The organism is Enterocloster clostridioformis (assembly GCF_020297485.1).
Lineage (GTDB): Bacteria > Bacillota > Clostridia > Lachnospirales > Lachnospiraceae > Enterocloster > Enterocloster clostridioformis.
On the sequence record NZ_JAIWZC010000001.1, the window covers coordinates 3827421 to 3847813 of the forward strand.

Annotated in this window: 17 protein-coding genes, 3 tRNA genes and 1 rRNA gene; 15 read left to right on the forward strand and 6 right to left on the reverse strand. The window is 51.1% G+C overall.

From position 1 onward, the window contains the following. Positions 1–166 precede the first annotated feature (166 nt). From LA360_RS19250 to LA360_RS30055, 5 genes are all read left to right on the forward strand, one after another. Positions 167–3056 (forward strand): 23S ribosomal RNA (locus tag LA360_RS19250). 170 nt (positions 3057–3226) lie between these two features. Then, positions 3227–3299: transfer RNA gene (locus LA360_RS19255), tRNA-Asn, on the forward strand. Between the two features lie 21 nt (positions 3300–3320). Further along, positions 3321–3392, forward strand: a tRNA-Glu gene (locus tag LA360_RS19260). Positions 3393–3407: 15 nt separating this feature from the next. After that, positions 3408–3478: transfer RNA gene (locus LA360_RS19265), tRNA-Cys, on the forward strand. A gap of 231 nt (positions 3479–3709) precedes the next feature. Beyond that, positions 3710–4102: a linear amide C-N hydrolase gene (locus tag LA360_RS30055; RefSeq protein ID WP_057571272.1), complete on the forward strand. Its 393-nt coding sequence runs from the start codon at positions 3710–3712 to the stop codon at positions 4100–4102. 23 nt (positions 4103–4125) lie between these two features. Here LA360_RS30055 and LA360_RS19275 read toward each other — a convergent pair whose 3' ends face one another. The 4 genes from LA360_RS19275 to LA360_RS19290 are packed head-to-tail and all read right to left on the reverse strand — an operon-like array spanning position 4126 to position 7789. Next, positions 4126–5391, reverse strand: a complete 1266-nt coding sequence (locus LA360_RS19275) for an AMP-binding protein (RefSeq protein WP_022203477.1) — start codon at positions 5389–5391, stop codon at positions 4126–4128. 44 nt (positions 5392–5435) lie between these two features. Beyond that, positions 5436–6650: an acetyl-CoA C-acyltransferase gene (locus tag LA360_RS19280; protein WP_022203476.1), complete on the reverse strand. Its 1215-nt coding sequence runs from the start codon at positions 6648–6650 to the stop codon at positions 5436–5438. Between the two features lie 9 nt (positions 6651–6659). Further along, positions 6660–7211, reverse strand: coding sequence for a biotin transporter BioY (locus tag LA360_RS19285; protein WP_022203475.1), 552 nt, complete (start codon positions 7209–7211; stop codon positions 6660–6662). 14 nt (positions 7212–7225) lie between these two features. Further along, positions 7226–7789: a hotdog family protein gene (locus LA360_RS19290; RefSeq protein ID WP_057571273.1), complete on the reverse strand. Its 564-nt coding sequence runs from the start codon at positions 7787–7789 to the stop codon at positions 7226–7228. A 298-nt stretch (positions 7790–8087) separates the two neighbouring features. Between LA360_RS19290 and LA360_RS19295 the strand changes: the two genes are divergently transcribed. Further along, positions 8088–9101, forward strand: a complete 1014-nt coding sequence (locus LA360_RS19295; protein ID WP_022203474.1) for a 3'-5' exonuclease — start codon at positions 8088–8090, stop codon at positions 9099–9101. A 68-nt stretch (positions 9102–9169) separates the two neighbouring features. On the opposite strand, the gene LA360_RS19300 is transcribed toward LA360_RS19295, so the two are convergent. After that, entirely contained in the window at positions 9170–10216 is a 1047-nt protein-coding gene (locus LA360_RS19300) for a LacI family DNA-binding transcriptional regulator (RefSeq protein WP_002585385.1), read from the reverse strand. A 324-nt stretch (positions 10217–10540) separates the two neighbouring features. Here LA360_RS19300 and LA360_RS19305 point away from each other — a divergent pair, with 324 nt between their 5' ends. From LA360_RS19305 to LA360_RS19345, 9 genes are all read left to right on the forward strand, one after another. Next, positions 10541–11767, forward strand: a complete 1227-nt coding sequence (locus LA360_RS19305; RefSeq protein WP_112481483.1) for a substrate-binding domain-containing protein — start codon at positions 10541–10543, stop codon at positions 11765–11767. A gap of 127 nt (positions 11768–11894) precedes the next feature. Beyond that, a complete protein-coding gene (locus LA360_RS19310; RefSeq protein ID WP_022203472.1) occupies positions 11895–13430 on the forward strand; it encodes a sugar ABC transporter ATP-binding protein in 1536 nt (511 codons plus the stop codon). A gap of 23 nt (positions 13431–13453) precedes the next feature. Further along, positions 13454–14431, forward strand: coding sequence for an ABC transporter permease (locus tag LA360_RS19315; RefSeq protein ID WP_022203471.1), 978 nt, complete (start codon positions 13454–13456; stop codon positions 14429–14431). 17 nt (positions 14432–14448) lie between these two features. Further along, positions 14449–15672, forward strand: a complete 1224-nt coding sequence (gene mtnK, locus LA360_RS19320; protein ID WP_022203470.1) for an S-methyl-5-thioribose kinase — start codon at positions 14449–14451, stop codon at positions 15670–15672. A gap of 57 nt (positions 15673–15729) precedes the next feature. Then, positions 15730–16830, forward strand: a complete 1101-nt coding sequence (gene mtnA, locus LA360_RS19325; RefSeq protein ID WP_022203469.1) for an S-methyl-5-thioribose-1-phosphate isomerase — start codon at positions 15730–15732, stop codon at positions 16828–16830. 4 nt (positions 16831–16834) lie between these two features. Further along, positions 16835–17278, forward strand: a complete 444-nt coding sequence (locus LA360_RS19330; protein ID WP_022203468.1) for an RbsD/FucU family protein — start codon at positions 16835–16837, stop codon at positions 17276–17278. 22 nt (positions 17279–17300) lie between these two features. Beyond that, positions 17301–17954 carry a class II aldolase/adducin family protein gene (locus tag LA360_RS19335; protein ID WP_002593851.1) on the forward strand — a complete coding sequence of 218 codons (654 nt, stop codon included), beginning with the start codon at positions 17301–17303 and terminating at the stop codon, positions 17952–17954. A 12-nt stretch (positions 17955–17966) separates the two neighbouring features. Then, on the forward strand, positions 17967–18962 hold the full coding sequence (locus tag LA360_RS19340; RefSeq protein ID WP_022203467.1) for a dihydroxyacetone kinase subunit DhaK: 996 nt from the start codon (positions 17967–17969) through the stop codon (positions 18960–18962). 38 nt (positions 18963–19000) lie between these two features. Then, positions 19001–19648 carry a dihydroxyacetone kinase subunit L gene (locus tag LA360_RS19345; RefSeq protein ID WP_022203466.1) on the forward strand — a complete coding sequence of 216 codons (648 nt, stop codon included), beginning with the start codon at positions 19001–19003 and terminating at the stop codon, positions 19646–19648. A gap of 49 nt (positions 19649–19697) precedes the next feature. Here LA360_RS19345 and LA360_RS19350 read toward each other — a convergent pair whose 3' ends face one another. Beyond that, positions 19698–20390 carry a response regulator gene (locus tag LA360_RS19350; RefSeq protein ID WP_022203465.1) on the reverse strand — a complete coding sequence of 231 codons (693 nt, stop codon included), beginning with the start codon at positions 20388–20390 and terminating at the stop codon, positions 19698–19700. Positions 20391–20393: the final 3 nt, after the last annotated feature.

The following is a 20393-nucleotide window of genomic DNA, read 5'->3' on the forward strand; positions in this document are numbered from 1 at the left end:
TGAATATTCAAAATCAGAATATCAAGACATCCGAGGCCATACAAGAGATTGTATGGAAGAAACAAACTTGTAAATGCGAAAGCGTTTATAAACAAACCTAGAACCAAAGCGTCCAACGCTATGGACGTGAGAGGAACCGCAGCAACCCGCCGCGGGGAATCATTTTGGTTAAGCTATAAAGAGCGCAGGGTGGATGCCTTGGCACTAAGAGCCGATGAAAGACGTGATAAGCTGCGAAAAGCTTCGGGGAGGAGCAAATATCCTTTGATCCGGAGATATCTGAATGGGGAAACCCGGCTGAGCAAACCTCAGTCACTGCATGGTGAATCCATAGCCATGCAGGGGGAACCCGGTGAACTGAAACATCTAAGTAGCCGGAGGAAGAGAAAGAAACATCGATTCCCAAAGTAGCGGCGAGCGAAATGGGAAGAGCCCAAACCAGCGTGCGTGCATGCTGGGGTTAAGGACTGCGTACGTGAACCGAATTGTTAGTGGAACTGTCTGGGAAGTCAGGCCGGAGAGGGTGAAAGCCCCGTACACGAAAGCAATAGGAAGCAGCAGGATCCAGAGTACCACGAGACACGAGAAACCTTGTGGGAAGTAGGAGGGACCACCCTCCAAGGCTAAATACTCCTTAGTGACCGATAGCGCATAGTACTGTGAAGGAAAGGTGAAAAGGACCCCGGGAGGGGAGTGAAAAAGAACCTGAAACCCTGTGTTTACAAGCTGTGGAAGCACGTTAAGGTGCGACCGCGTACTTTTTGTAGAACGGTCCGGCGAGTTGCCGGTACTGGCAAGGTTAAGAGCTTAAGGCTCGGAGCCGAAGGGAAACCAAGTCTCAAATGGGCGTCAAGTCAGTACAGGCAGACCCGAAACCGGGTGACCTATCCATGTCCAGGTTGAAGCGGAAGTAAAATTCCGTGGAGGACCGGATCCACATCCGTTGAAAAGGGTGGGAATGAGGTGTGGATAGGGGAGAAATTCCAATCGAACCCGGAGATAGCTGGTTCTCCTCGAAATAGCTTTAGGGCTAGCCTCATATTAGTTTAGCGGAGGTAGAGCACTGAATTCCTAAGGGGGCGTCAAAGCTTACCAAGGGATATCAAACTCCGAATGCCGCGTAAATGATGTATGGGAGTCAGACTGCACGAGATAAGTTGGGCAGTCAAAAGGGAAAGAGCCCAGACCTACAGCTAAGGTCCCAAAGTGTGTGTTAAGTGGAAAAGGATGTGGGATTTCAAAGACAACTAGGATGTTGGCTCAGAAGCAGCCACACATTCAAAGAGTGCGTAATAGCTCACTAGTCGAGAGGTCCTGCGCCGAAAATGTCCGGGGCTGAAACACAACACCGAAGCTTAGGAATGTCGTAAGACATTGGTAGAGGAGCATTCTCAGGACGGAGAAGCGGTACCGGTAAGGAGCCGTGGAGTGCTGAGAAGAGAGAATGCCGGAATGAGTAGCGAGATGGAGGTGGGAATCCTCCAGGCCGAATATCCAAGGTTTCCAGAGTAAAGCTGATCTGCTCTGGGTAAGTCGGGGCCTAAGGCGAGGCTGAGAGGCGTAGTCGATGGACAACAGGTTGAAATTCCTGTACCGTGTATCATCAGAACTGTGGGGACACAGAAGGACAGCACATCCCGGGAATGGGAATACCGGGGCAAGCGTGGTAGGAGTACGGCTGGAAAAACCGCCGTGCAATCCGAATACGTGACGCGGAGCGAACAAAAGTAGCGAAGTGTGTGATTCCGGCTGTCAAGAAAAGCCGCTATCGTGTGATACATGCCCGTACCGTAAACCGACACAGGTAGATGAGGAGAGAATCCTAAGGCCGGCGGGAGAAGCATTGTTAAGGAACTCGGCAAAATGACCCCGTAACTTCGGGAGAAGGGGTGCCGCAGAGATGTGGCCGCAGAGAATAGGCTCAAGCAACTGTTTAGCAAAAACACAGGTCTATGCAAAACCGTAAGGTGAGGTATATGGGCTGACGCCTGCCCGGTGCTGGAAGGTTAAGAGGAGAGGTTAGCGCAAGCGAAGCTTTGAATTTAAGCCCCAGTAAACGGCGGCCGTAACTATAACGGTCCTAAGGTAGCGAAATTCCTTGTCGGGTAAGTTCCGACCCGCACGAAAGGCGTAATGATTTGAGCGCTGTCTCAACAATGCACCCGGTGAAATTGAAATACCAGTGAAGATGCTGGTTACCTGCGCCAGGACGGAAAGACCCCATGGAGCTTTACTCCAGTTTGATACTGGGATTCGGTATTGCATGTACAGGATAGGTGGGAGGCTGAGAAGCATGGACGCCAGTCTGTGTGGAGCCAATGTTGGGATACCACCCTTGCGATATTGGGTTTCTAACCTGCGCCCGTGAGCCGGGCGGGGGACAATGTCAGGCGGGGAGTTTGACTGGGGCGGTCGCCTCCGAAAGGGTATCGGAGGCGCTCAAAGGTTCCCTCAGGATGGTTGGAAACCATCCAGAGAGTGCAAAGGCATAAGGGAGCTTGACTGCGAGACCGACGGGTCGGGCAGGTACGAAAGTAGGACTTAGTGATCCGGTGGTATGAAAGTGGGATTGCCATCGCTCAACGGATAAAAGCTACCCTGGGGATAACAGGCTTATCACTCCCAAGAGTTCACATCGACGGAGTGGTTTGGCACCTCGATGTCGGCTCATCGCATCCTGGGGCTGTAGCAGGTCCCAAGGGTTGGGCTGTTCGCCCATTAAAGCGGTACGCGAGCTGGGTTCAGAACGTCGTGAGACAGTTCGGTCCCTATCCGGCGCGGGCGCAGGATATCTGAGAGGAGCTGTCCTTAGTACGAGAGGACCGGGATGGACAGACCGCTGGTGTATCTGTTGGCCTACCAAGGCCATGGCAGGGTAGCCAAGTCTGGACGGGATAAACGCTGAAGGCATCTAAGCGTGAAGCCCCCCTCAAGATGAGATATCCCATCGCGAAAGCGAGTAAGACCCCTTGAAGACGACGAGGTAGATAGGTTAGAGGTGGAAGTGCAGTAATGTACGTAGCTGACTAATACTAATCGGTCGAGGGCTTATCCAAAAGGTTAAGGGAAAAAGTTGGTTTGTGAAGCAATCGGAATTCAATATGCGGTTTTGAAGGTATGTATTACCTGCATAAATAATGCAAGTTTTTCATATAATATCTTCAAAAGGTACTTGATGAATTTTTTATTATCATGTATAATAAGGAATCGGAGAGCATCAGCCTATTCCTCGATAGCTCAGTCGGTAGAGCACGCGGCTGTTAACCGCGCTGTCGTAGGTTCAAGTCCTACTCGGGGAGTTTTTTAATTTATATATGCAAGGCCCCATGGTCAAGCGGTTAAGACATCGCCCTTTCACGGCGGTAACAGGGGTCCGAATCCCCTTGGGGTCATTTATAAGTTAATATGGCGACGTAGCCAAGCGGTAAGGCACGGGTCTGCAACACCCTCATCACCGGTCCGATTCCGGTCGTCGCCTCTAAAAAAGAGTCACGGATATGTGGTTCTTTTTATTTTATCGGCTCTTTGTCAATAGTTGGGGCGGGATTTTAACAAATCCCGCCCCAGTTCTATGGCAAGGGCACTTTTTATATATGGCTCCAAGTTTTCCTGATTTTGGGTATGCCAAATAAGCCTCCGCATGACCGGCCATTTTATCCTATGATGTACAGTGGAGTATCCGGGTCCGAAAACATGTGCTATATAGTTTGTGACCAATCGTCTGCTAAAAGGAATTCCGCTGGAGTTTTCCATTCCCGACTTAGGCTGTTCCACCTTCAGCGCACAGACAGAGGATGGGGATCGCATATTCGGCCGGAATTTTGACCTGACGTATTCTCCGGCCCTTTTCGTGGTAACAGAGCCAGACAACGGTTACCGTTCCATGTCAACAGTCAACCTGGCATTTCTGGGGTTTGGAGAAGATAAGCTGCCGGATACATTGAAACGCAAAATCATAACCCTGGCAGTGCCCTATGCCCCTCTGGACGGTGTGAATGAAAAGGGGCTGGCAGTGAAGAAATTTAATTTTGGAAACGGACAGGACCGTTATGAGAAATTGCACGGACCTTACAGCCAGTGTGATTACCGGGAGGCAGTATGACAAGCCTGCCCATGAATTCAGGCTTATATAGTAATTGATTCTTTAGCGGAGAGCAGTCCCATGACTGTCTTTCCGCTATTGTTTTTCGGAAGGTTTTCATGGAATACAATATCCCTGGGAATTTCCCAGGATTCCAGATAATCATTCAGTTCTTTTTTAATGATGCGGCGCAGGGCAGCTGCGTCCTGGCCTGAGGGAGTGGGCACCGGGAGGACAACATGGGCCCGCAGAGCATTGTTTTCAAAGATGACAGCGGCCTCCTGTACCTGAGGCAGGGAGTTCAGTGCATTTTCTATTTTTACGGCTGAAACTTTATTGCCGTGAATATTGTATACATTGTCTTTGCGTCCATTAAAGTACAGATAACCGTCACGGTCCATATAGCCGGTATCGCCAACGCTGTAAGGCCCTGTGATTCCTATGGCGGAATAGGGGGTATCCACATAGATTTCGCCGTTACAAAGGGTTACGTCTACGCCTGGGAAGGGTTTGCCGATACAGGCCGGATTATCATTCATTTCCTGGTCTGTCAGCCAGGTGACATAGCTCAATTCACTGGCTCCATAATAGAGGAAACAGCAGCTGTCCGGATAGGCTGCTTTCAAAAGGACCATATCCCCGCGGCCAAGGCTCTGGGAACCGGCCAGGATGGTCTTGATATCAGGGCTGGAATGGGAAGCGTATTTTGCCAGGAGCCGGAGCTTGGAGGGGATGAGATAGAGGGCATCCACATGATGAAGCTCTATTTCCCTGCACCAGACAGAAGGATTTACAGGGGAAGCGGTGATGATGGATGCTCCTAGTGACAGAAGGGACAGATACAGATTCAGATTGCCGGTAAATGCCAGGCTGCCCTGAGCAAAAAGCCGTGTTTGGGCAGTCATTCCAAAGATTGTATTTTGGATAGGAAAGAAGGAGGCCCAGCTATCCAGGGTCCGGAACCATAGTTTTGGCTGTCCCGTAGAACCGGAGGTAAGCACACCCATACAGGCCCCGGCAGGAATTTCCTCTGTTATAAGGGATTCGGGAACATATTTCATGTCTGCGGGCACAATGACGGGAACACGGGATGTACCGCTAAATGCCAGAAACCGTACCAGCTGGCCGTGCACAGAGGCCGCCTTGATCCATGCCACGGAAGGCGCAGCCGGTTCCGGGGACAGGGAACGGATGCGGCAGGCTTCCATGACAAGCGTGCCGTATGTATAAAACCGGCCGTCCTCAATCAGGGCTGTCCTGTGAGCCGGAATGGACTGAATCAGAGAGAGATAATCCATAGAATGTTTCATGGGTGACTCCTTTTGGCGTATGATATTTGGGGAGATGATGCTGTTTACTGTTCCAGAAGAATGGCGCTTCCGATACCGCCTGCGGCAGCCGCGCAGCAGATGCCACGGCTGCTTTCTGACAGTTCCATGGACTTCATCAGATGGAGAAGAATAATGGCGCCGGAAGCCCCATAGGGATGCCCGTAGGCCAGGGCGCCGCCCAGCTGATTATAACGGGAGGCTTGATCCGGATAAGCCCGGTTCATTAGAACATCAATAGCGGCAAACGCCTCATTGCACTCAATGGCTCCTATGTCATTCATGGAGAGTCCGCTGCGTTCCAAAAGACCTTTGACAGCAGGAAGCACGGAGGCAGGGCTCATAAGTGGGTCAGCCCCAACCGTACAGGCATTTGCAAGGCGGAAACGGGCAGAGAGTTTGTGCTTTTTCAGATACGGTTCTGAACAGAGAAGAAGAAAGGCAGCCCCGTCATTCATGGTACAGGCATTGGCGGCATTGAGATACCGGCCATCCCTCAGGACACAGGGCAGCCGGTCCAGCAGGCGCTGGTTCAGGCGGGGCCGGATTCCCTCATCATGGTCAAGTCCGTATACAGGGACAGTTATGCTGTCAAGAAGGCCTTCACGGGCAGCTTTGTACGCCCGCCTGTGGCTTTCCAGCACCCAGGCGTCCATTTCTCCGGGGCTTATATGGTAATGGCATATTGTCTTTTCCGCACCCTGCAGCATTACGTCCTCACGGTGCGGGCCGGGAATAAATTTGGCGGTGCTGTACGTCAGGGAAAGCCCCGTTCTGCGGACATCGCTATTGTCAGCCGGACTGCCGTCATGTATGTCAGCCGGATTGCCGGAAGGATTATCAGTATGGGAGGAGACATATGGATGGTTAGGGTTATAGCTGCGCAGGGGCTGAGTGGAACTGCTTTCAAAACCTCCGGCAATCACCAGATCAGCCAGACCGCTCTGTATCCTGGCCGCGGCTGTTATGACGGCTTCCAGGGAGGAAGCGCACTGAAGGTCCACTGTAACGGAAGGAATGGATTCCGAAAGTCCTGCCTCCAGGGCCATGAGACGGGTAATGTTGCCCCCTCCTCCCACACAGTTGCCGCAGATAATCATATCAATTTTTGACGGCTGATACCGGGCGGTCAGCTCCTTTAACACGGCGGCGCCCAGATGCTCGGCGGGTACATGGCGGTATGCGCTGTTTCTTACGCCGATATAGCTGCGCAGCCCTCCAAGTATGAATACCTTGTCCATGAAAGCCTCCTAACGGGTCCGCTGGGCGTTTGACAGACTTATCTGCACCGGCTTCGCAATCAGGGCGGCGGCAAAGCATTTAAAAATATCAAGGGGAATGAATGGGATTACGGCGGCTGTGAAGGTGGCTGTCCAGTCCATTCCGGTTATGAATTTCATATAGGCACTTCCTATCAGATAAATCACAGGCATTCCAACCAGAATGGTCACCAGACAATACCGCTTAAAGCTGTAATTTTTTCCCTTTAACCATGACATGAGCATGACAGCCGGAATCCATGACATGATATAGCCGCCTGTTGGGCCGAACAGCTTTCCGGGACCGCCCATGCCGCCGGAGAATATAGGCAGACCGGTCAGACCCAGAAGAATATACACGACCATGGTAAAAACTGCCTGCCTGGGAGTCAGGAGCAGTGCAATGAGATTGACAACCAGGGTCTGGGCCGTAAGACTGGCCGGCGTGAATGGAAGAGGGATGACAATGTAAGCGGAAACACATATTAATGCGGTCAGCAGGGCCATTTTGGTGAGTTCTACAGTATTAAATTTCTGATTCATGATTACCTCCGTTTTTAAGTTTGATCTGGTGAGTGGATGGTCATGGTAAAACAGGTGGTACTGCCCACGGTTCCTGTTACCATGTTGTTATTTTGTATCAGGCGGACAGAGCCTCCTGTATGGACGGGGTGCAGGAATCGTATGGAAAGGGTCTCGGCAGGGCTGTGGGAGCCGTACAATTCCTCCAGCCGGCTGAGTATCCACAGGCCGGGAACGACTGCATTTGGTCCATAGTGAATCGGGTTGGTATCCCCGGAAGCAGACAGGAAGCTCTTAAGGTCTTCCGGAAGAAAGGTCATGGTCAGTTGTCCCGGCATACACCTGGCCCCCTTGACATTTCCGGTATTCCGGAGAACATTAATGTCCACCAGGCATATTTCAAGAGACCGGCAGGGCAGACGGCCTGCATCATATGCAGTGGTTTCCAACAGGACATATCCGGGAGCAGCCTTTTTCGGGATGGATTCACAGGATGCGGGTTCCGACCGGCTGTGGAGACAGTACCGGGCCTTTCCAATCACCCACCCGTCAAAATCCTTCTGTCCCCATTGGCAGGCGGCTTGTATGAGTTTCATCATATTGGGCTCCTCTCTGAAATTTACCATTACATTTTACTTATTATAGATAGTGTACGGCAAATTGTCAACATAAAAGCAAATTTTGGTTAACATTTAAAAATGCAATGGGAAGGCAGCAACCGGAAGGCGCTAACCGTCATATATTACGTCGGCGGCATGAGGTGAAAATAGAGCGTAGGATACAGATGCAGAATTGGCAATACTGGGAATCAATGACATAGAAAGCCCCTTTCCATATTCTTTCCGATATGGTAAGATAGGTAGGTAAATTGAGATTGTATAGTGACAGGATGAAAAGATGAATTACATTGTTTTTGATTTGGAATGGAACCAGAGTCCCAATGGAAAGGAAGATTCGGTGGAGCATCTTCCTTTTGAAATCATAGAAATCGGAGCAGTAAAGCTGAACGGGAATTTTGAAGAGACAGGAACGTTTCACAAGCTGATCCGGCCCAAGGTTTATAAAAAGATGCATTTTAAGATATCGGAAGTGACACACATGGATATGGCAAAGCTGCGCCAGGAGGGAGAACCCTTTGATGTGGTTATGAACCGTTTCCTTGCATGGTGCGGTGAGGAGGAGTATTGCTTCTGTACCTGGGGCTCCATGGATTTGACGGAGCTTCAGAGGAATATGGCTTATCATAAGCTTCCCAACCCGTTTCCCAGGCCCCTTCTTTATCTGGATATTCAGAAGCTTTACTGCCTCCAGTACGGGGACGGAAAAAACAAGGTATCCCTTGATATGGCGGTACAGCTTCAGGAAATGGAAGAGGAGAGGCCGTTTCACCGGGCGCTGGATGATGCCTATTATACCGGCCGTATCCTTTCGGCTCTGGACATGGAGACTTATGGTACCTACGTGTCGGTGGATTATTACGGACTTCCCAGGAATAAGGCCGAGGAATACCGGCTGTATTTTCCGGAATACTCCAAGTATGTGTCCAGAGAATTTGACTCCAGGGAAGACATCCTTAAAGATAAGGATATAACAGATATGAAATGCGTGAAATGCAACAGGATGCTGCGCAAGAAGCTCAGATGGTTTCCTTACGGACAGAGATTTTATTTCTGCCTGGCCGTATGCCCGGAGCATGGGGTTGTGAAGGGGAAAATCAGGGTAAAAAAGTCAGAGGATGACCGCTTTTATGCTGTGAAGACGGCAAAAATGGCGGATGCCCAGGATGTGGAGCTTTTGGTCCAGAGGAAGGAGGACAGCCGGAAAAAGCGCAGTGCCAAGGCCCATCACAAGGAGGCTTTAAAGCCCCTGAAGGGGAGAAGCAAACAGAATCAATCGGATAAGGTTTCATAAGAAGAAACGGAGCAGGTGATTAACCACAGTCTCCCGGTCCCTCTGGTTTGAGAGGCCGGGTTTTTTGATTATGCCAGATGTTTCACACTGGAGCGTTCCACCAGCTTTCCCGTAATCTGGGTTTTCATGGGCATGAACCGGGGATCCTCTATCAGCTGCATCAGCTGGGTGACTGACTGCTTTCCCATTATCTTCCTCTGCACATGGATGGTGGTCAGTGTGGGGGAGCTGATAGAGGAATAGGGGATATCGTCAAAGCCAATCAGGGATACGTTATTGGGAATTTTATACCCTTTTTCCTTCAGGGCTTTCATGGCGCCCAGGGCAATGGTGTCGTTTTCCGCAAAAAAGCAGGAGGGAAGCACCGGGTTCTGATCCAGTATTCTGAAAAAATCGTCATGGGCCCCCAACATGGTAGGTTTTACACGAAACTCATTTTTAGGGTTAAACTGAAAATTCAATTCTTTTACATATCTGAGAAAGGCTACGTGCCGTTCATTAAAGTTTTCTGCTCCTGTGGTACTGCCCAGGTAGCCCAGTTCGGTATGTCCGCATTCTTTACAGTACTGGAGGGCAATGTAGACATTTTCGGCATTGTTCATGCATACACTGCTACAGTAATGGTTGGGGACTGTGTTGTCCACCACCACAAATGGGATGGGAATGGAATCAAGGGCTGAGAATTCATCCCGCATCACCTCGGTTGCAATGAGGAACATCCCGCAGTATTTGCTGTAATCAATGGAATCAAGGGCTGACTTTAAGCCGGTTTTGACCACGGTCATGGTCATGCCCAGCTGCTCCGCGCGGAGCTGTTCCTCGATGGAATCAATGATCATGGAAATGAATCCCTGATTTTCCTCCACCAGCATACCGCTTTTATAGTATTTTACCAGGAGTACGTTCTTGCCGCTTTTGGGCTTGCGGGCAGGAGGCGTGTACTGGCAGGCTTTTACTGCGTCCAACACCTTCTTTCGCGTATCCTCACTGACTCCCTTTTTCCCGTTTAACACAATAGAAATGGTTGCGGGCGAAACGCCAATCTGCTTGGCCAGCTCTCTGACGGTCATATGAAATCTCTCTTTCCGGATTGCAGAGGTCAAATTAAACATCATTGAACAATCCATGTGATTTACTAATCATACTATAGTTTGAATTATAACACAGGGTTGAAACCGGGTCAATTCAATATAAAAAATTGAATGTTTACTAAACAAAAACAAATACAGGAAGGATAAAAAACGGCTGTTTATTGATTGGTACAATTAAAATGCACAATAAAAATAATATTAAACGAAAAATAATAACAAAAATACCAATAATATATTGACATTGAAGAAAAAACGTTGTACTATTTAGTTAACACAAAAAACGAGGTACACATATTGTTTAGTAAACAATATCAATAACAAAAAAGGAGGAAAGAGTACAATGAAAAAATGAAAAAAGTGGTCAGTGTAATTGCGGCGGTAGCTATGGCAGCATCCTTGCTGGCAGGCTGCGGCGGCTCGGGAGGTTCATCCACCACGGCAGCAGAGACTGAGGCGGCAGAAACCACCGCTGCGGCGGCTGCGGAGACCACGGCAGCAGAGGCAGCGGCAGACACCACGGCGGCGCCGGCTGCAGCAGAGAACCCGGTGGCAGGTAAGAAAGTGGCCTATATCATGCTTCTGCCATCCGCAACCATCTTTCAGATGTGGAAAGATTCCTGTGCATCTCTTTGCGATGCCCTGGATGTAAAGTTTGATTTCTTCTTCTGTGACGGTGACTTCAACAAGTGGCAGGATACCATCCGTACCTGCGCATCCGCAGGTTATGACGGACTGCTGGTCAGCCACGGCAACCAGGACGGCTCTTATGTATTCCTTAAGGAAATCACAGAGCAGTATCCGGATATGAAGATTGTTGCCTTTGACACACAGTTCTACTCCGACGGAGCGTATCAGAAGCTTCCGGGCGTTACCCAGATGTTCCAGCAGGATAAGTCCTTGGTAACCGTACTTCTGGACCAGATGATTGAAAAGTACGGCGAGGGCGTCCGCCTGATTAAGGTTTGGAGAGGTCCTAACTACAACAGCCCGTTTGACCGCCGCGAGGTTGGCTGGCAGGAGTATGAGGCTGCCGGTAAGATTGTTACCGTAGGCGAGGTACAGCCTCTTCAGGATTCCGTTGACTCGGCTAACACAGTGACTGCTGCATATCTGCAGGGCGTAAACAGGGCGGATGTGGACGGCATCATCGCATACTATGACCTGTACGGCCAGGGCGTTTACAACGCAATTGCTGAGAATGACAACTTTAACGGCAAGAACGGCGACGCTCTTCCCATGGCATCTGTTGATATTGACCCGGTTGACGTAACCAACATGCAGACCCGTCCTGACATCTGGACCGCAGCAGGAACAACCGACTGGACCATGAACGGCGAGATTGGCATGCGTATCCTGATGCTGGAGCTGGCAGACCAGTATGATAAGATTTTTGACCCTGCAACCGGCGAGAGCGGCGTGGATGTAGTTGAGGTTCCCGGCACCGCAATCAAGGCAGATGCACTTAAGTCAGATTCCACCGTTGAGAACCTGGGCAATATTGCCGGCGAAACTTACGGAAATCTGGATTATCTGTCTGCCGCAGACTGGATGCCAAAGGATTTGATTCACAAATAAGCGGCCAGTAAAAAACGAGGTTTTCTTTTGAACACAAAACCACAGGCAATCGTTTTTGGGGGAAGCGCGGGTTTTGGCCTGCGTTTCTCTTTTTTAAGAAGATTGTATCGCTGAAAAGAGGGACTCCATGGATAGGATTAGATTAGAAACGAAACATGTTTCCATTGAATTTCCGGGCGTCAAAGCACTTGACGACATTAACTTTGAAGTGTCCACCGGTGAAATCCGGGCAGTCGTGGGTGCCAACGGCGCAGGGAAATCAACTTTGATGAAGGTGCTGGCAGGGGCAAACTCCACGTATACCGGAGAAGTTTTGCTGAATGGAAAAAAGGTGGAGGTAAGGACGCCGGTGGATGCCAAGAAACTGGGAATCCAGATTGTGTATCAGGAAGTGGATATGGCTCTGTATCCTACCTTATCAGTTGCGGAGAACATTTTACAGAACGATATGGTCATGGGAAAGAGCGGCTATATCGTAAATTGGAAAAAAGTATATAAGCAGGGGCGCGAGGCCCTGGACCGGCTGCATATCGGCCGCGATCAGGTGGATGAGCATGAACTGGTGCAGAACCTGTCCCTGGCCCAGAAGCAGATGGTGCTCATAGCCAAGGCCATTCGGTCGGAATGTAATTTCCTGATTCTTGACGAGCCGACCGCGCCTTTAAGCAATACCGAGACAGAGGAGCTGTTCCGGATTGTCAAGCATTTACATGAAACGGAAAATATTGCGATTCTTTTTATTTCCCACCGGTTAAATGAAATCCTGGAGGTCTGCGAGAATTACACGGTAATGCGAAACGGCAGGATGATTGACACCACTCCGGTTACAGGGGAGACTACCACAAAAGAAATCGTGGAGAAGATGCTGGGACGCAAGTTCGAGGAGAACTTCCCAAAGGAAGCCTGCCAGATTGGCGAGGTGCTGTTTCGGACAGAAAACCTGTCCGGCGCAGGCGGCAAGGTAAAGGACGTGTCCATACAGGTGAAAAAGGGCGAGGTGGTAGGAATAGCCGGCCTGGTGGGAGCCGGGAAATCCGAGCTTTGCAAGACCGTCTTCGGCGCATATAAAAAGACAGGCGGAAAGGTTCTCCTGAAAAACAAGGAATTAAAGATAGCAAATCCTTCCGGGGCAGTAAAGAACCGGATGGCCCTGGTGCCGGAGGAACGGCGTAAGGAGGGGGTCCTGGTAAATGAGAATGTAAGCTTTAATTTATCGGCGGCATGTCTTTCCAGGTTCTGTACAGGCCCCTTTATCCGCAGGCGGAAAGTGGACGACAATGCGAAGCGGTTTGTAAAGGACCTTGGAATTTCCACGCCCAGCGTGAGGCAGCAGGTCAAGAATCTTTCCGGCGGCAACCAGCAGAAGGTGGCGGTGGGAAAATGGCTTGCGGCGGACTGCGATGTATACATATTTGACGAGCCCACAAAGGGAGTGGATGTGGGGGCAAAGCAGGACATTTTCCATTTGATCAATGAAATTGCGAAACAGGGAAACTGTGTTATCTATGCTTCCTGTGAAAACTCGGAGCTGCTGTCTCTCACGGACCGCATGTATGTCATGTACAACGGTACGGTCATGGCAGAGCTGGAAACCGCTAAGACCACGGAGGACGAAATCATGTTCTACTCAGTTGGCGGGAAAGACAATAAGAACGGGAAATAATAGACAGGAGGGATACGGTAGCGATGAAAAGTCGTACAAATATTAAGAGGTTTTTAGTGGATTGGGCTGCGGTCCTGGCATTGCTTGTTTGCTTTATTGCGTTTACAGCCTATAAGGGCAATTCCTTTATGTCAACAAGCAACATGGTAAATATTCTCAGGGCAATGGCTATTAATACGGTGTTTGGTATAGCGGCCACCATCACCATGGCGCCGGATGGTTTTGATATGTCAGCCGGAACACTGGCCAGCTGTTCTGCTTATGTGTTTGTGTCTGCGTATCTCTGGCTGGGACAGTCGTTGGGAATGTCAATTCTTATCTGTATTCTGGCTACTCTGGTTATGTACCAGCTGACCATGTTCCTGATTCTTGTCTGCAAGATTCCGGATATGCTTGCCACCTGCGCCCTGATGTTTGTCCATCAGGGAATCGGCCAGTGGTATATAGGCGGAGGCGCTGTCTCCACCGGCATGAAGACTTCCTGGGGAGCGGCACCTGCACGTACCGCGCTTTCAGAATCATTTTCAGCCATTGGACGCGCTCCGTGGATCATTATCATCATGCTGGGTTGTGTGCTTGTGGCCTATCTTTTCCTCAACTTTACCAAGCACGGACGGTATCTCTACGCTATGGGCGGCAATAAGGAAGCTGCAAAGCTGTCCGGTATCGATGTAAAGAAATACCGCTATCTGGCCGGTATGATTACAGCCGTGTTCATCGCCGTCGGCGGTATCCTGGTGGCATCCAGGGGAAGCTCTGCACAGGTTATGTGCTGCGATAACTATTTGATGCCGTCACTGGCAGCTGTTTTCGTCGGACGTACCGTGGGCGGCGCTGAGAAGCCTAATGCACTGGGAACCATGATAGGAGCCATGCTGGTTTCCACACTGGAGAACGGCCTTACCATCTGTGCGGTTCCGTTCTATGTTCTGCCGGCAGTGAAGGGCTCTGTCCTGGCACTTGCGCTTATTGCAGCTTATGCATCTAAGAAAGAAGATTAATCAGGAGGTTACTACATATGTCAAGATTTGATCATTATTTTCAGATGAACGTGGGGGATGTCATTGAGTATACGCTGGAGAAAGCCACGGAAATTCCATGGGACCGCGATTCTATGGAGGCAGTGGTTCCTCCTTCCCATGGCAACCTGAACTATGTGTATCGTGTATGGGACGGCAAGGGACATTCCATCTACATCAAACAGGCCGGATCCGAGGCCAGGATATCCAAGGACATAAAACCATCCAGGGACAGAAACCGCCTGGAGTCCGAAATACTCATGCTGGAGGACCAGTATGCGCCGGGAATGGTACCTCATGTGTATTTCTTTGACACCGTCATGTGCGCCTGCGGCATGGAGGACTGCTCTGATTATGCGGTCATGCGCGACGCCATGTTAAAGCATGAGACCTTCCCAAGATTCGCTGAGGACGTATCCACCTTTATGGTGAACACCCTTCTTTTGAGCAGCGATGTGGTTATGGACCACAAGGAGAAGAAAGAGCTGGTAAAAAAGTTCATTTCTCCGGACCTCTGTGATATCACGGAAAAACTTGTGCTCATGGAGCCATATATGGATTTGTATGACAGGAACAATGTGTATGCGCCCAACCGGGATTTTGTGAAGAAGGAGCTCTATGAGGACGAGGCGCTCCGCCTGGAGGTGAGCAAGCTTAAATTCCGGTTTATGACAGATGCCCAGGCGCTTCTGCACGGCGATCTTCACACGGGATCCATCTTTATCCGCCAGGATTCAACAAAGATATTTGACTGTGAATTCGGAACCTATGCGCCTATGGGCTATGATGTGGGCAATGTGGTGGCCAACCTGATATTCGCATATGACAACGGACTTTCCGCGGACGACGGACCATTCTGCGACTGGTGCCTTAAGACCATTGAGGAGACAGTGGATCTCTTTATTGAAAAGTTCAGCAGGAAGTATGACGAGGCAGTGACAGAGCCAATGGCTAAGGTAAAGGGCTTTAAGGAGTGGTATTTTGGCGGAATCCTTAAGGATACCGCCGGTTATGCAGGCACGGAGCTGCACCGCAGGACCGTGGGCATGGCCAATGTAGTGGATGTGACCGCCATTCAGGATGAAACGAAACGCCTCCTTGCGGAGCGCATCAATATACTGGCAGGCAAGGATTATATTATGAACCAGGGCTCCTTTAGGACCGGGGCTGATTACGCTGCGGCAGTGTTAAGGGCAAAGGAAGCAGCCCAAAAGACGCTTTAAGGCCGGTTGGGACATGAGGGATTACACAGGTTAAGTAGAGAAGGAGGCATAAAAACCATGACGGTTGAGGAATTTTTTGACCAGGTGATTACGGTCAGAATGAGAGAGGACAGAAGCTCGCTGGACATCATAGACCAGACGCTTCTTCCGGGCACCATTAAGCGTATCAATCTGAATACAAAAGAGGAAATATGGGAGGCAATCAAGAAGCTGAGAGTCCGCGGAGCCCCTGCAATCGGCGCTGCGGCTGCCTATGGAATAGCCCTGCTGGCATCCGGCATTGCCGGGGACCAGTACGACGCGTTTTACAGCCGGTTTAAGGAATTGAAGGATTATCTGGCATCGTCCAGGCCAACGGCTGTCAATCTGTTTTGGGCGCTGAACCGTATGGAGGCGGCTGTTACGGCCAATAAGGAAAGGGACGTGACCGCAATCAAGGAGCTGCTCTTTGAGGAGGCGGATAAGATTCGGGAGGAGGATATCCAAATCAGCCGCGGTATCGGAGAAATTGGCTTTGGGCTGCTGAAGGAGCTCAAAAAGGAGGGCAGGGAAATAGGTATCCTGACCCACTGCAATGCAGGCACACTGGCCACGGCCAAGTATGGGACAGCTACGGCTCCCATGTATATTGCCCTGGAAAAGGGATGGCCCGGAACAGCCATGCATGTTTACTGTGATGAGACAAGGCCCCTTCTCCAGGGCGCCCGCCTCACCTCCTTTGAACTCTATAATGCGGGTATCACCACCACCCTGCAGTGCGACAATATGGCGTCCATACTGATGAAATCAGGAAAGATTGACATTATCTTTGTGGGCTGCGACCGGGTGGCCAGAAACGGCGATGCCGCCAATAAAATAGGAACCAGCGGCGTGGCCATTCTGGCAAAGCACTATGGAATCCCCTTCTATGTGTGCGCGCCCACCTCCACCATTGATATGGATACATTGACAGGCGATCAGATTCCCATTGAGATGCGAAGCCCTGATGAGGTGACAGAGATGTGGTATAAGGAGCGCATGGCTCCGGAAGGAATCAATGTATATAATCCGGCCTTTGATGTGACCGACCACTCCCTGATTACAGGCATCATCACGGAGAAGGGAATGTGCCACGCGCCATATGACAAGGCGTTTGAGTCCTTGGGAATAGGGAGGTAAGCATATGCTGAGTGGAGTACCTGCAAGCATATCGCCTGAGCTGTTGAAGGTCCTGCATGAGATGGGACACGGAGACACCCTGGTTATCGGGGATGCTAATTTTCCGGCTGCATCCATCGCGGCAGAGAAGAATCATATTAACATCCGGTGCGACGGGCACCGGGCCACAGATATGCTGGACGCCATCCTGCAATTGATGCCCCTGGACGGCTTTGTGGAGAAACCCGTCACAATCATGGATAAAATGGAAATGCACCGTGACCTGGAGTGCCCGGTTTGGGACGAGTTTACGGATATTGTGGCAAAACATGACGAACGCGGCGCTGATGCGGTTGGTTTTTTGGACCGGTTCGCGTTCTATGATGCGGCAAAGGATGCCTATGCGGTGGTGTCCACCTCAGAGACGGCATTTTACGCCTGCATCATGATACAAAAAGGCTGCCTGTAGAGGCAGAGCGGAGGGATTTTACATGCTTGAGACATTAAAGGAGCAGGTGGTTGCAGTGGCAAAGGAGGCGGAGCGCCTCGGCATGTGCAGGCACAAATCAGGCAATTTCAGCATATTTGACCCGGAGACAGGGTATGTGGTGATTACGCCCAGCGGCGTGGCCAGGGATGTACTGGGAACGGAACATGTCTGTGTCATGGACCTTTGGGGTAAGGTAATCGAGAGGGCGGCGGAGGTCAAGCCGTCCAGCGAGGCCATGATGCACCTGTATATTTATAAGGAAAGAAAAGATATCCGGGCAATCGTGCACACCCACGCCCGTTATTCAACGGCGTTTTCCATCATGAACAAGCCTATTATGCCCATTGTTTATGAGTGCGCCTACCTGGGTAAGACGGGAACGGTCCCCGTGGCTCCTTATGGAAGGGCAGGAACCGTGGACCTGGCCCGGAAGGTGGCTGAGGTGATGAAGGAGTATGACTGCTGCCTCATGGAGAGCCACGGAGCCATTGCAGCAGACAAGGACATGGACGCGGCATTTTTAAAGGCCCAGTACGTGGAGGAAATTGCGGAGATGTATTACATCACCCTGGCCGCCGGAAACGGGGCCGAACCACATGCCCTGCCTGTGGAGGAGCTGCAGAAGTGGGCTTATCCAAAAGAAATCATTCTTTAGGAGGACAGAACAATGAAAAAAATTATCAATGCCCCGGAACACTATACAGACGACATGCTGCTCGGAATCTACGCTGCCCACCCGGACATGGTGAAATATGTGGAGGATGACCTCCGCTGCTACTGTACGGCAAAGAAGAAACAGGGAAAGGTGGCTATCATTACCGGCGGAGGCACCGGGCATCTGCCGCTGTTTCTTGGATATGTGGGGGAGAACCTGCTGGACGGCTGTGGCGTTGGCGGTGTGTTCCAGTCGCCGTCCTCGGAGCAGATTTACAATGTGGCCAAGGAAGCGGAAGCCGGTGCAGGAGTCCTGTTCCTCTATGGGAATTATACAGGGGACATTATGAACTTTGATATGGCGGCAGAGATGCTGGACATGGATGATATCAGGACTGCCAGCATTGTGGGGGCGGACGATGTGCTCTCCAATAAGGACGCCCAGGTGCGCCGCGGAGTAGCCGGAATTTTCTTTATGTATAAGTGCGCCGGAGCCAGGGCAGCCCGGATGGGAACGCTGGAGGAGGTGCTGGCCGCGGCAGAAAAGGCAAAGGAAAATACCAGAACCGCGGGCTTTGCCCTGACGCCCTGCGTTATCCCGGAAATCGGCCATTCCAACTTTACCCTGGCAGAGGACGAGATGGCCTTTGGCATGGGAATCCACGGTGAGCCCGGCGTGTGGAACGGACCGGTTAAGACAGCGGATGAGCTGGCAGAGGAATCAGTGGGAGAGATCCTGGAAGATATGCCCCTGAATCCGGGTGAGGAGGTCTGCGTGCTGATTAACGGCCTGGGAGCCACCAGCCAGGAGGAGCTCTACATTCTGTCGGGAAGTGTGCACCGCCTTCTGGAAGAAAAGGGAATCAGGGTGTACCGAACCTTTGTAGGGGAGTATGCCACCAGTATGGAGATGGCCGGAGCCTCCATATCCATCTGCCGCATGGCGGATCAGGAGATGAAGCAGTGGATTGACATGCCTGTCCATACGCCGTTTTATACCCAGGTTTAACCGGGAATATTTAACTGGTTGGTTAAGGAGGAAAAAGAATGGATCGGATTACATGCCATGAACTTCCGGAGCTCTTTCAGGGCGCGGCGGATATCTTTGGGGAGAAAAAGGAAGAGCTCTGCGAGATGGATGCCAGAATGGGGGACGGGGACCTGGGCCTGACCATGCAGAAAGGTTTTGGGGCCCTGCCCCAGCTGATACGGGATAATGAGGCGGAAGGAGATATTGGAAAAACGCTCATGAAGGCAGGCATGAAAATGGCTGGTCTGGTTCCGTCCACTATGGGGACCCTGATGTCCAGCGGAATCATGGAAGGCGGAAAGGCCATTGGCAAAAAAGGAGAAATGGGGCCAAAAGAGCTGGCGGATTTCCTCGCTGGTTTTGCCAGAGGGATTGCACATCGCGGAAAATGCCATCTGGGGGACCGTACCATCCTGGATGCGGTGGATGCCGGGGCAAAGAAGGCCCAGGAAGCCTGCGCAGAGGGTGCTGATATGGGGGCCATGCTCCGAAGGGCGGCAGAGGGCGCAAAGGAAGGCGTAAAAGCAACCGAGGATATGCTTCCTAAGTATGGAAAGGCAGCTGTGTTTTCAGCCAAAGCCAAGGGCGTTCCGGATCAGGGCGCTGTGGCGGGACAGTATTTTCTGGAAGGATTGGGCAGATATTTTCTAGGGAATCTGAATTAGAAAAAGGACCGCTCCGGCGGTCCTTTTTTGAACGTCTTTTTATTCGGCGCTATTCCTCGCGCATCCGGTAGCCGACCCCGATTTCTGTAAATATGTACTGGGGCTCAGCCGGATTTTCCTCCAGCTTCCTTCTGATATGGGCCATGTTCACACGCAGAATCTGGTTGTCGCTGTCCGCGAACGGTCCCCATATTTTGGAAATTATGCTCTCATAGGTCATGACCCTTCCGGCGTTCTGGGCCAGCAGGGAAACCAGCTTATATTCAATCTGGGTCAAATGGACATCCTGCCCCTTTACCTTTACCAGGCGGCGTTCAAAGTCAATGAGAAGATTCCCTACTTCATATTTAAGGCTCTGTGTGCCGGCCGCTCTCTGGCTGTGCCGCAGCGCTGTGCGGATGCGGGCCAGCAATTCAGCCGTGCCAAAGGGCTTGGTGAGGTAGTCATCTGCTCCCAGGTCCAGGGCAGCCACCTTGCTGCGCTCCAGAGTCCTGGCGGAAATCACGATAATGGGCAGGGTACTGGTGGACCTGACCTCTTGTATGAGTTCCAGGCCGTCCATGTCCGGCAGACCCAGATCCAGGAGTACCACATCTGGCTTAAGGGACTCGATGAGCTTCAGCCCGTCTGTTCCGGTATAGGCGCTGGTAACCTGGTAGCCCTGGGGGGACAGGACGGTCTCTATGAAGTTGCAGATGTTCTTCTCGTCTTCGATGATGATGATGTTGGCTTTGGTATTCATGTT

Coding starts and splice junctions, on each gene's coding strand:
- LA360_RS19275 (WP_022203477.1), bottom strand. CDS start 5,391: ATGAAACATTCTATGGATTATCTCTCTCTGATTCAGTCCATTCCGGCT.
- LA360_RS19280 (WP_022203476.1), bottom strand. CDS start 6,650: ATGGACAAGGTATTCATACTTGGAGGGCTGCGCAGCTATATCGGCGTA.
- LA360_RS19285 (WP_022203475.1), bottom strand. CDS start 7,211: ATGAATCAGAAATTTAATACTGTAGAACTCACCAAAATGGCCCTGCTG.
- LA360_RS19290 (WP_057571273.1), bottom strand. CDS start 7,789: ATGATGAAACTCATACAAGCCGCCTGCCAATGGGGACAGAAGGATTTT.
- LA360_RS19295 (WP_022203474.1), top strand. CDS start 8,088: ATGAATTACATTGTTTTTGATTTGGAATGGAACCAGAGTCCCAATGGA.
- LA360_RS19300 (WP_002585385.1), bottom strand. CDS start 10,216: ATGATGTTTAATTTGACCTCTGCAATCCGGAAAGAGAGATTTCATATG.
- LA360_RS19305 (WP_112481483.1), top strand. CDS start 10,541: ATGAAAAAAGTGGTCAGTGTAATTGCGGCGGTAGCTATGGCAGCATCC.
- LA360_RS19310 (WP_022203472.1), top strand. CDS start 11,895: ATGGATAGGATTAGATTAGAAACGAAACATGTTTCCATTGAATTTCCG.
- LA360_RS19315 (WP_022203471.1), top strand. CDS start 13,454: ATGAAAAGTCGTACAAATATTAAGAGGTTTTTAGTGGATTGGGCTGCG.
- mtnK (WP_022203470.1), top strand. CDS start 14,449: ATGTCAAGATTTGATCATTATTTTCAGATGAACGTGGGGGATGTCATT.
- mtnA (WP_022203469.1), top strand. CDS start 15,730: ATGACGGTTGAGGAATTTTTTGACCAGGTGATTACGGTCAGAATGAGA.
- LA360_RS19330 (WP_022203468.1), top strand. CDS start 16,835: ATGCTGAGTGGAGTACCTGCAAGCATATCGCCTGAGCTGTTGAAGGTC.
- LA360_RS19335 (WP_002593851.1), top strand. CDS start 17,301: ATGCTTGAGACATTAAAGGAGCAGGTGGTTGCAGTGGCAAAGGAGGCG.
- LA360_RS19340 (WP_022203467.1), top strand. CDS start 17,967: ATGAAAAAAATTATCAATGCCCCGGAACACTATACAGACGACATGCTG.
- LA360_RS19345 (WP_022203466.1), top strand. CDS start 19,001: ATGGATCGGATTACATGCCATGAACTTCCGGAGCTCTTTCAGGGCGCG.
- LA360_RS19350 (WP_022203465.1), bottom strand. CDS start 20,390: ATGAATACCAAAGCCAACATCATCATCATCGAAGACGAGAAGAACATC.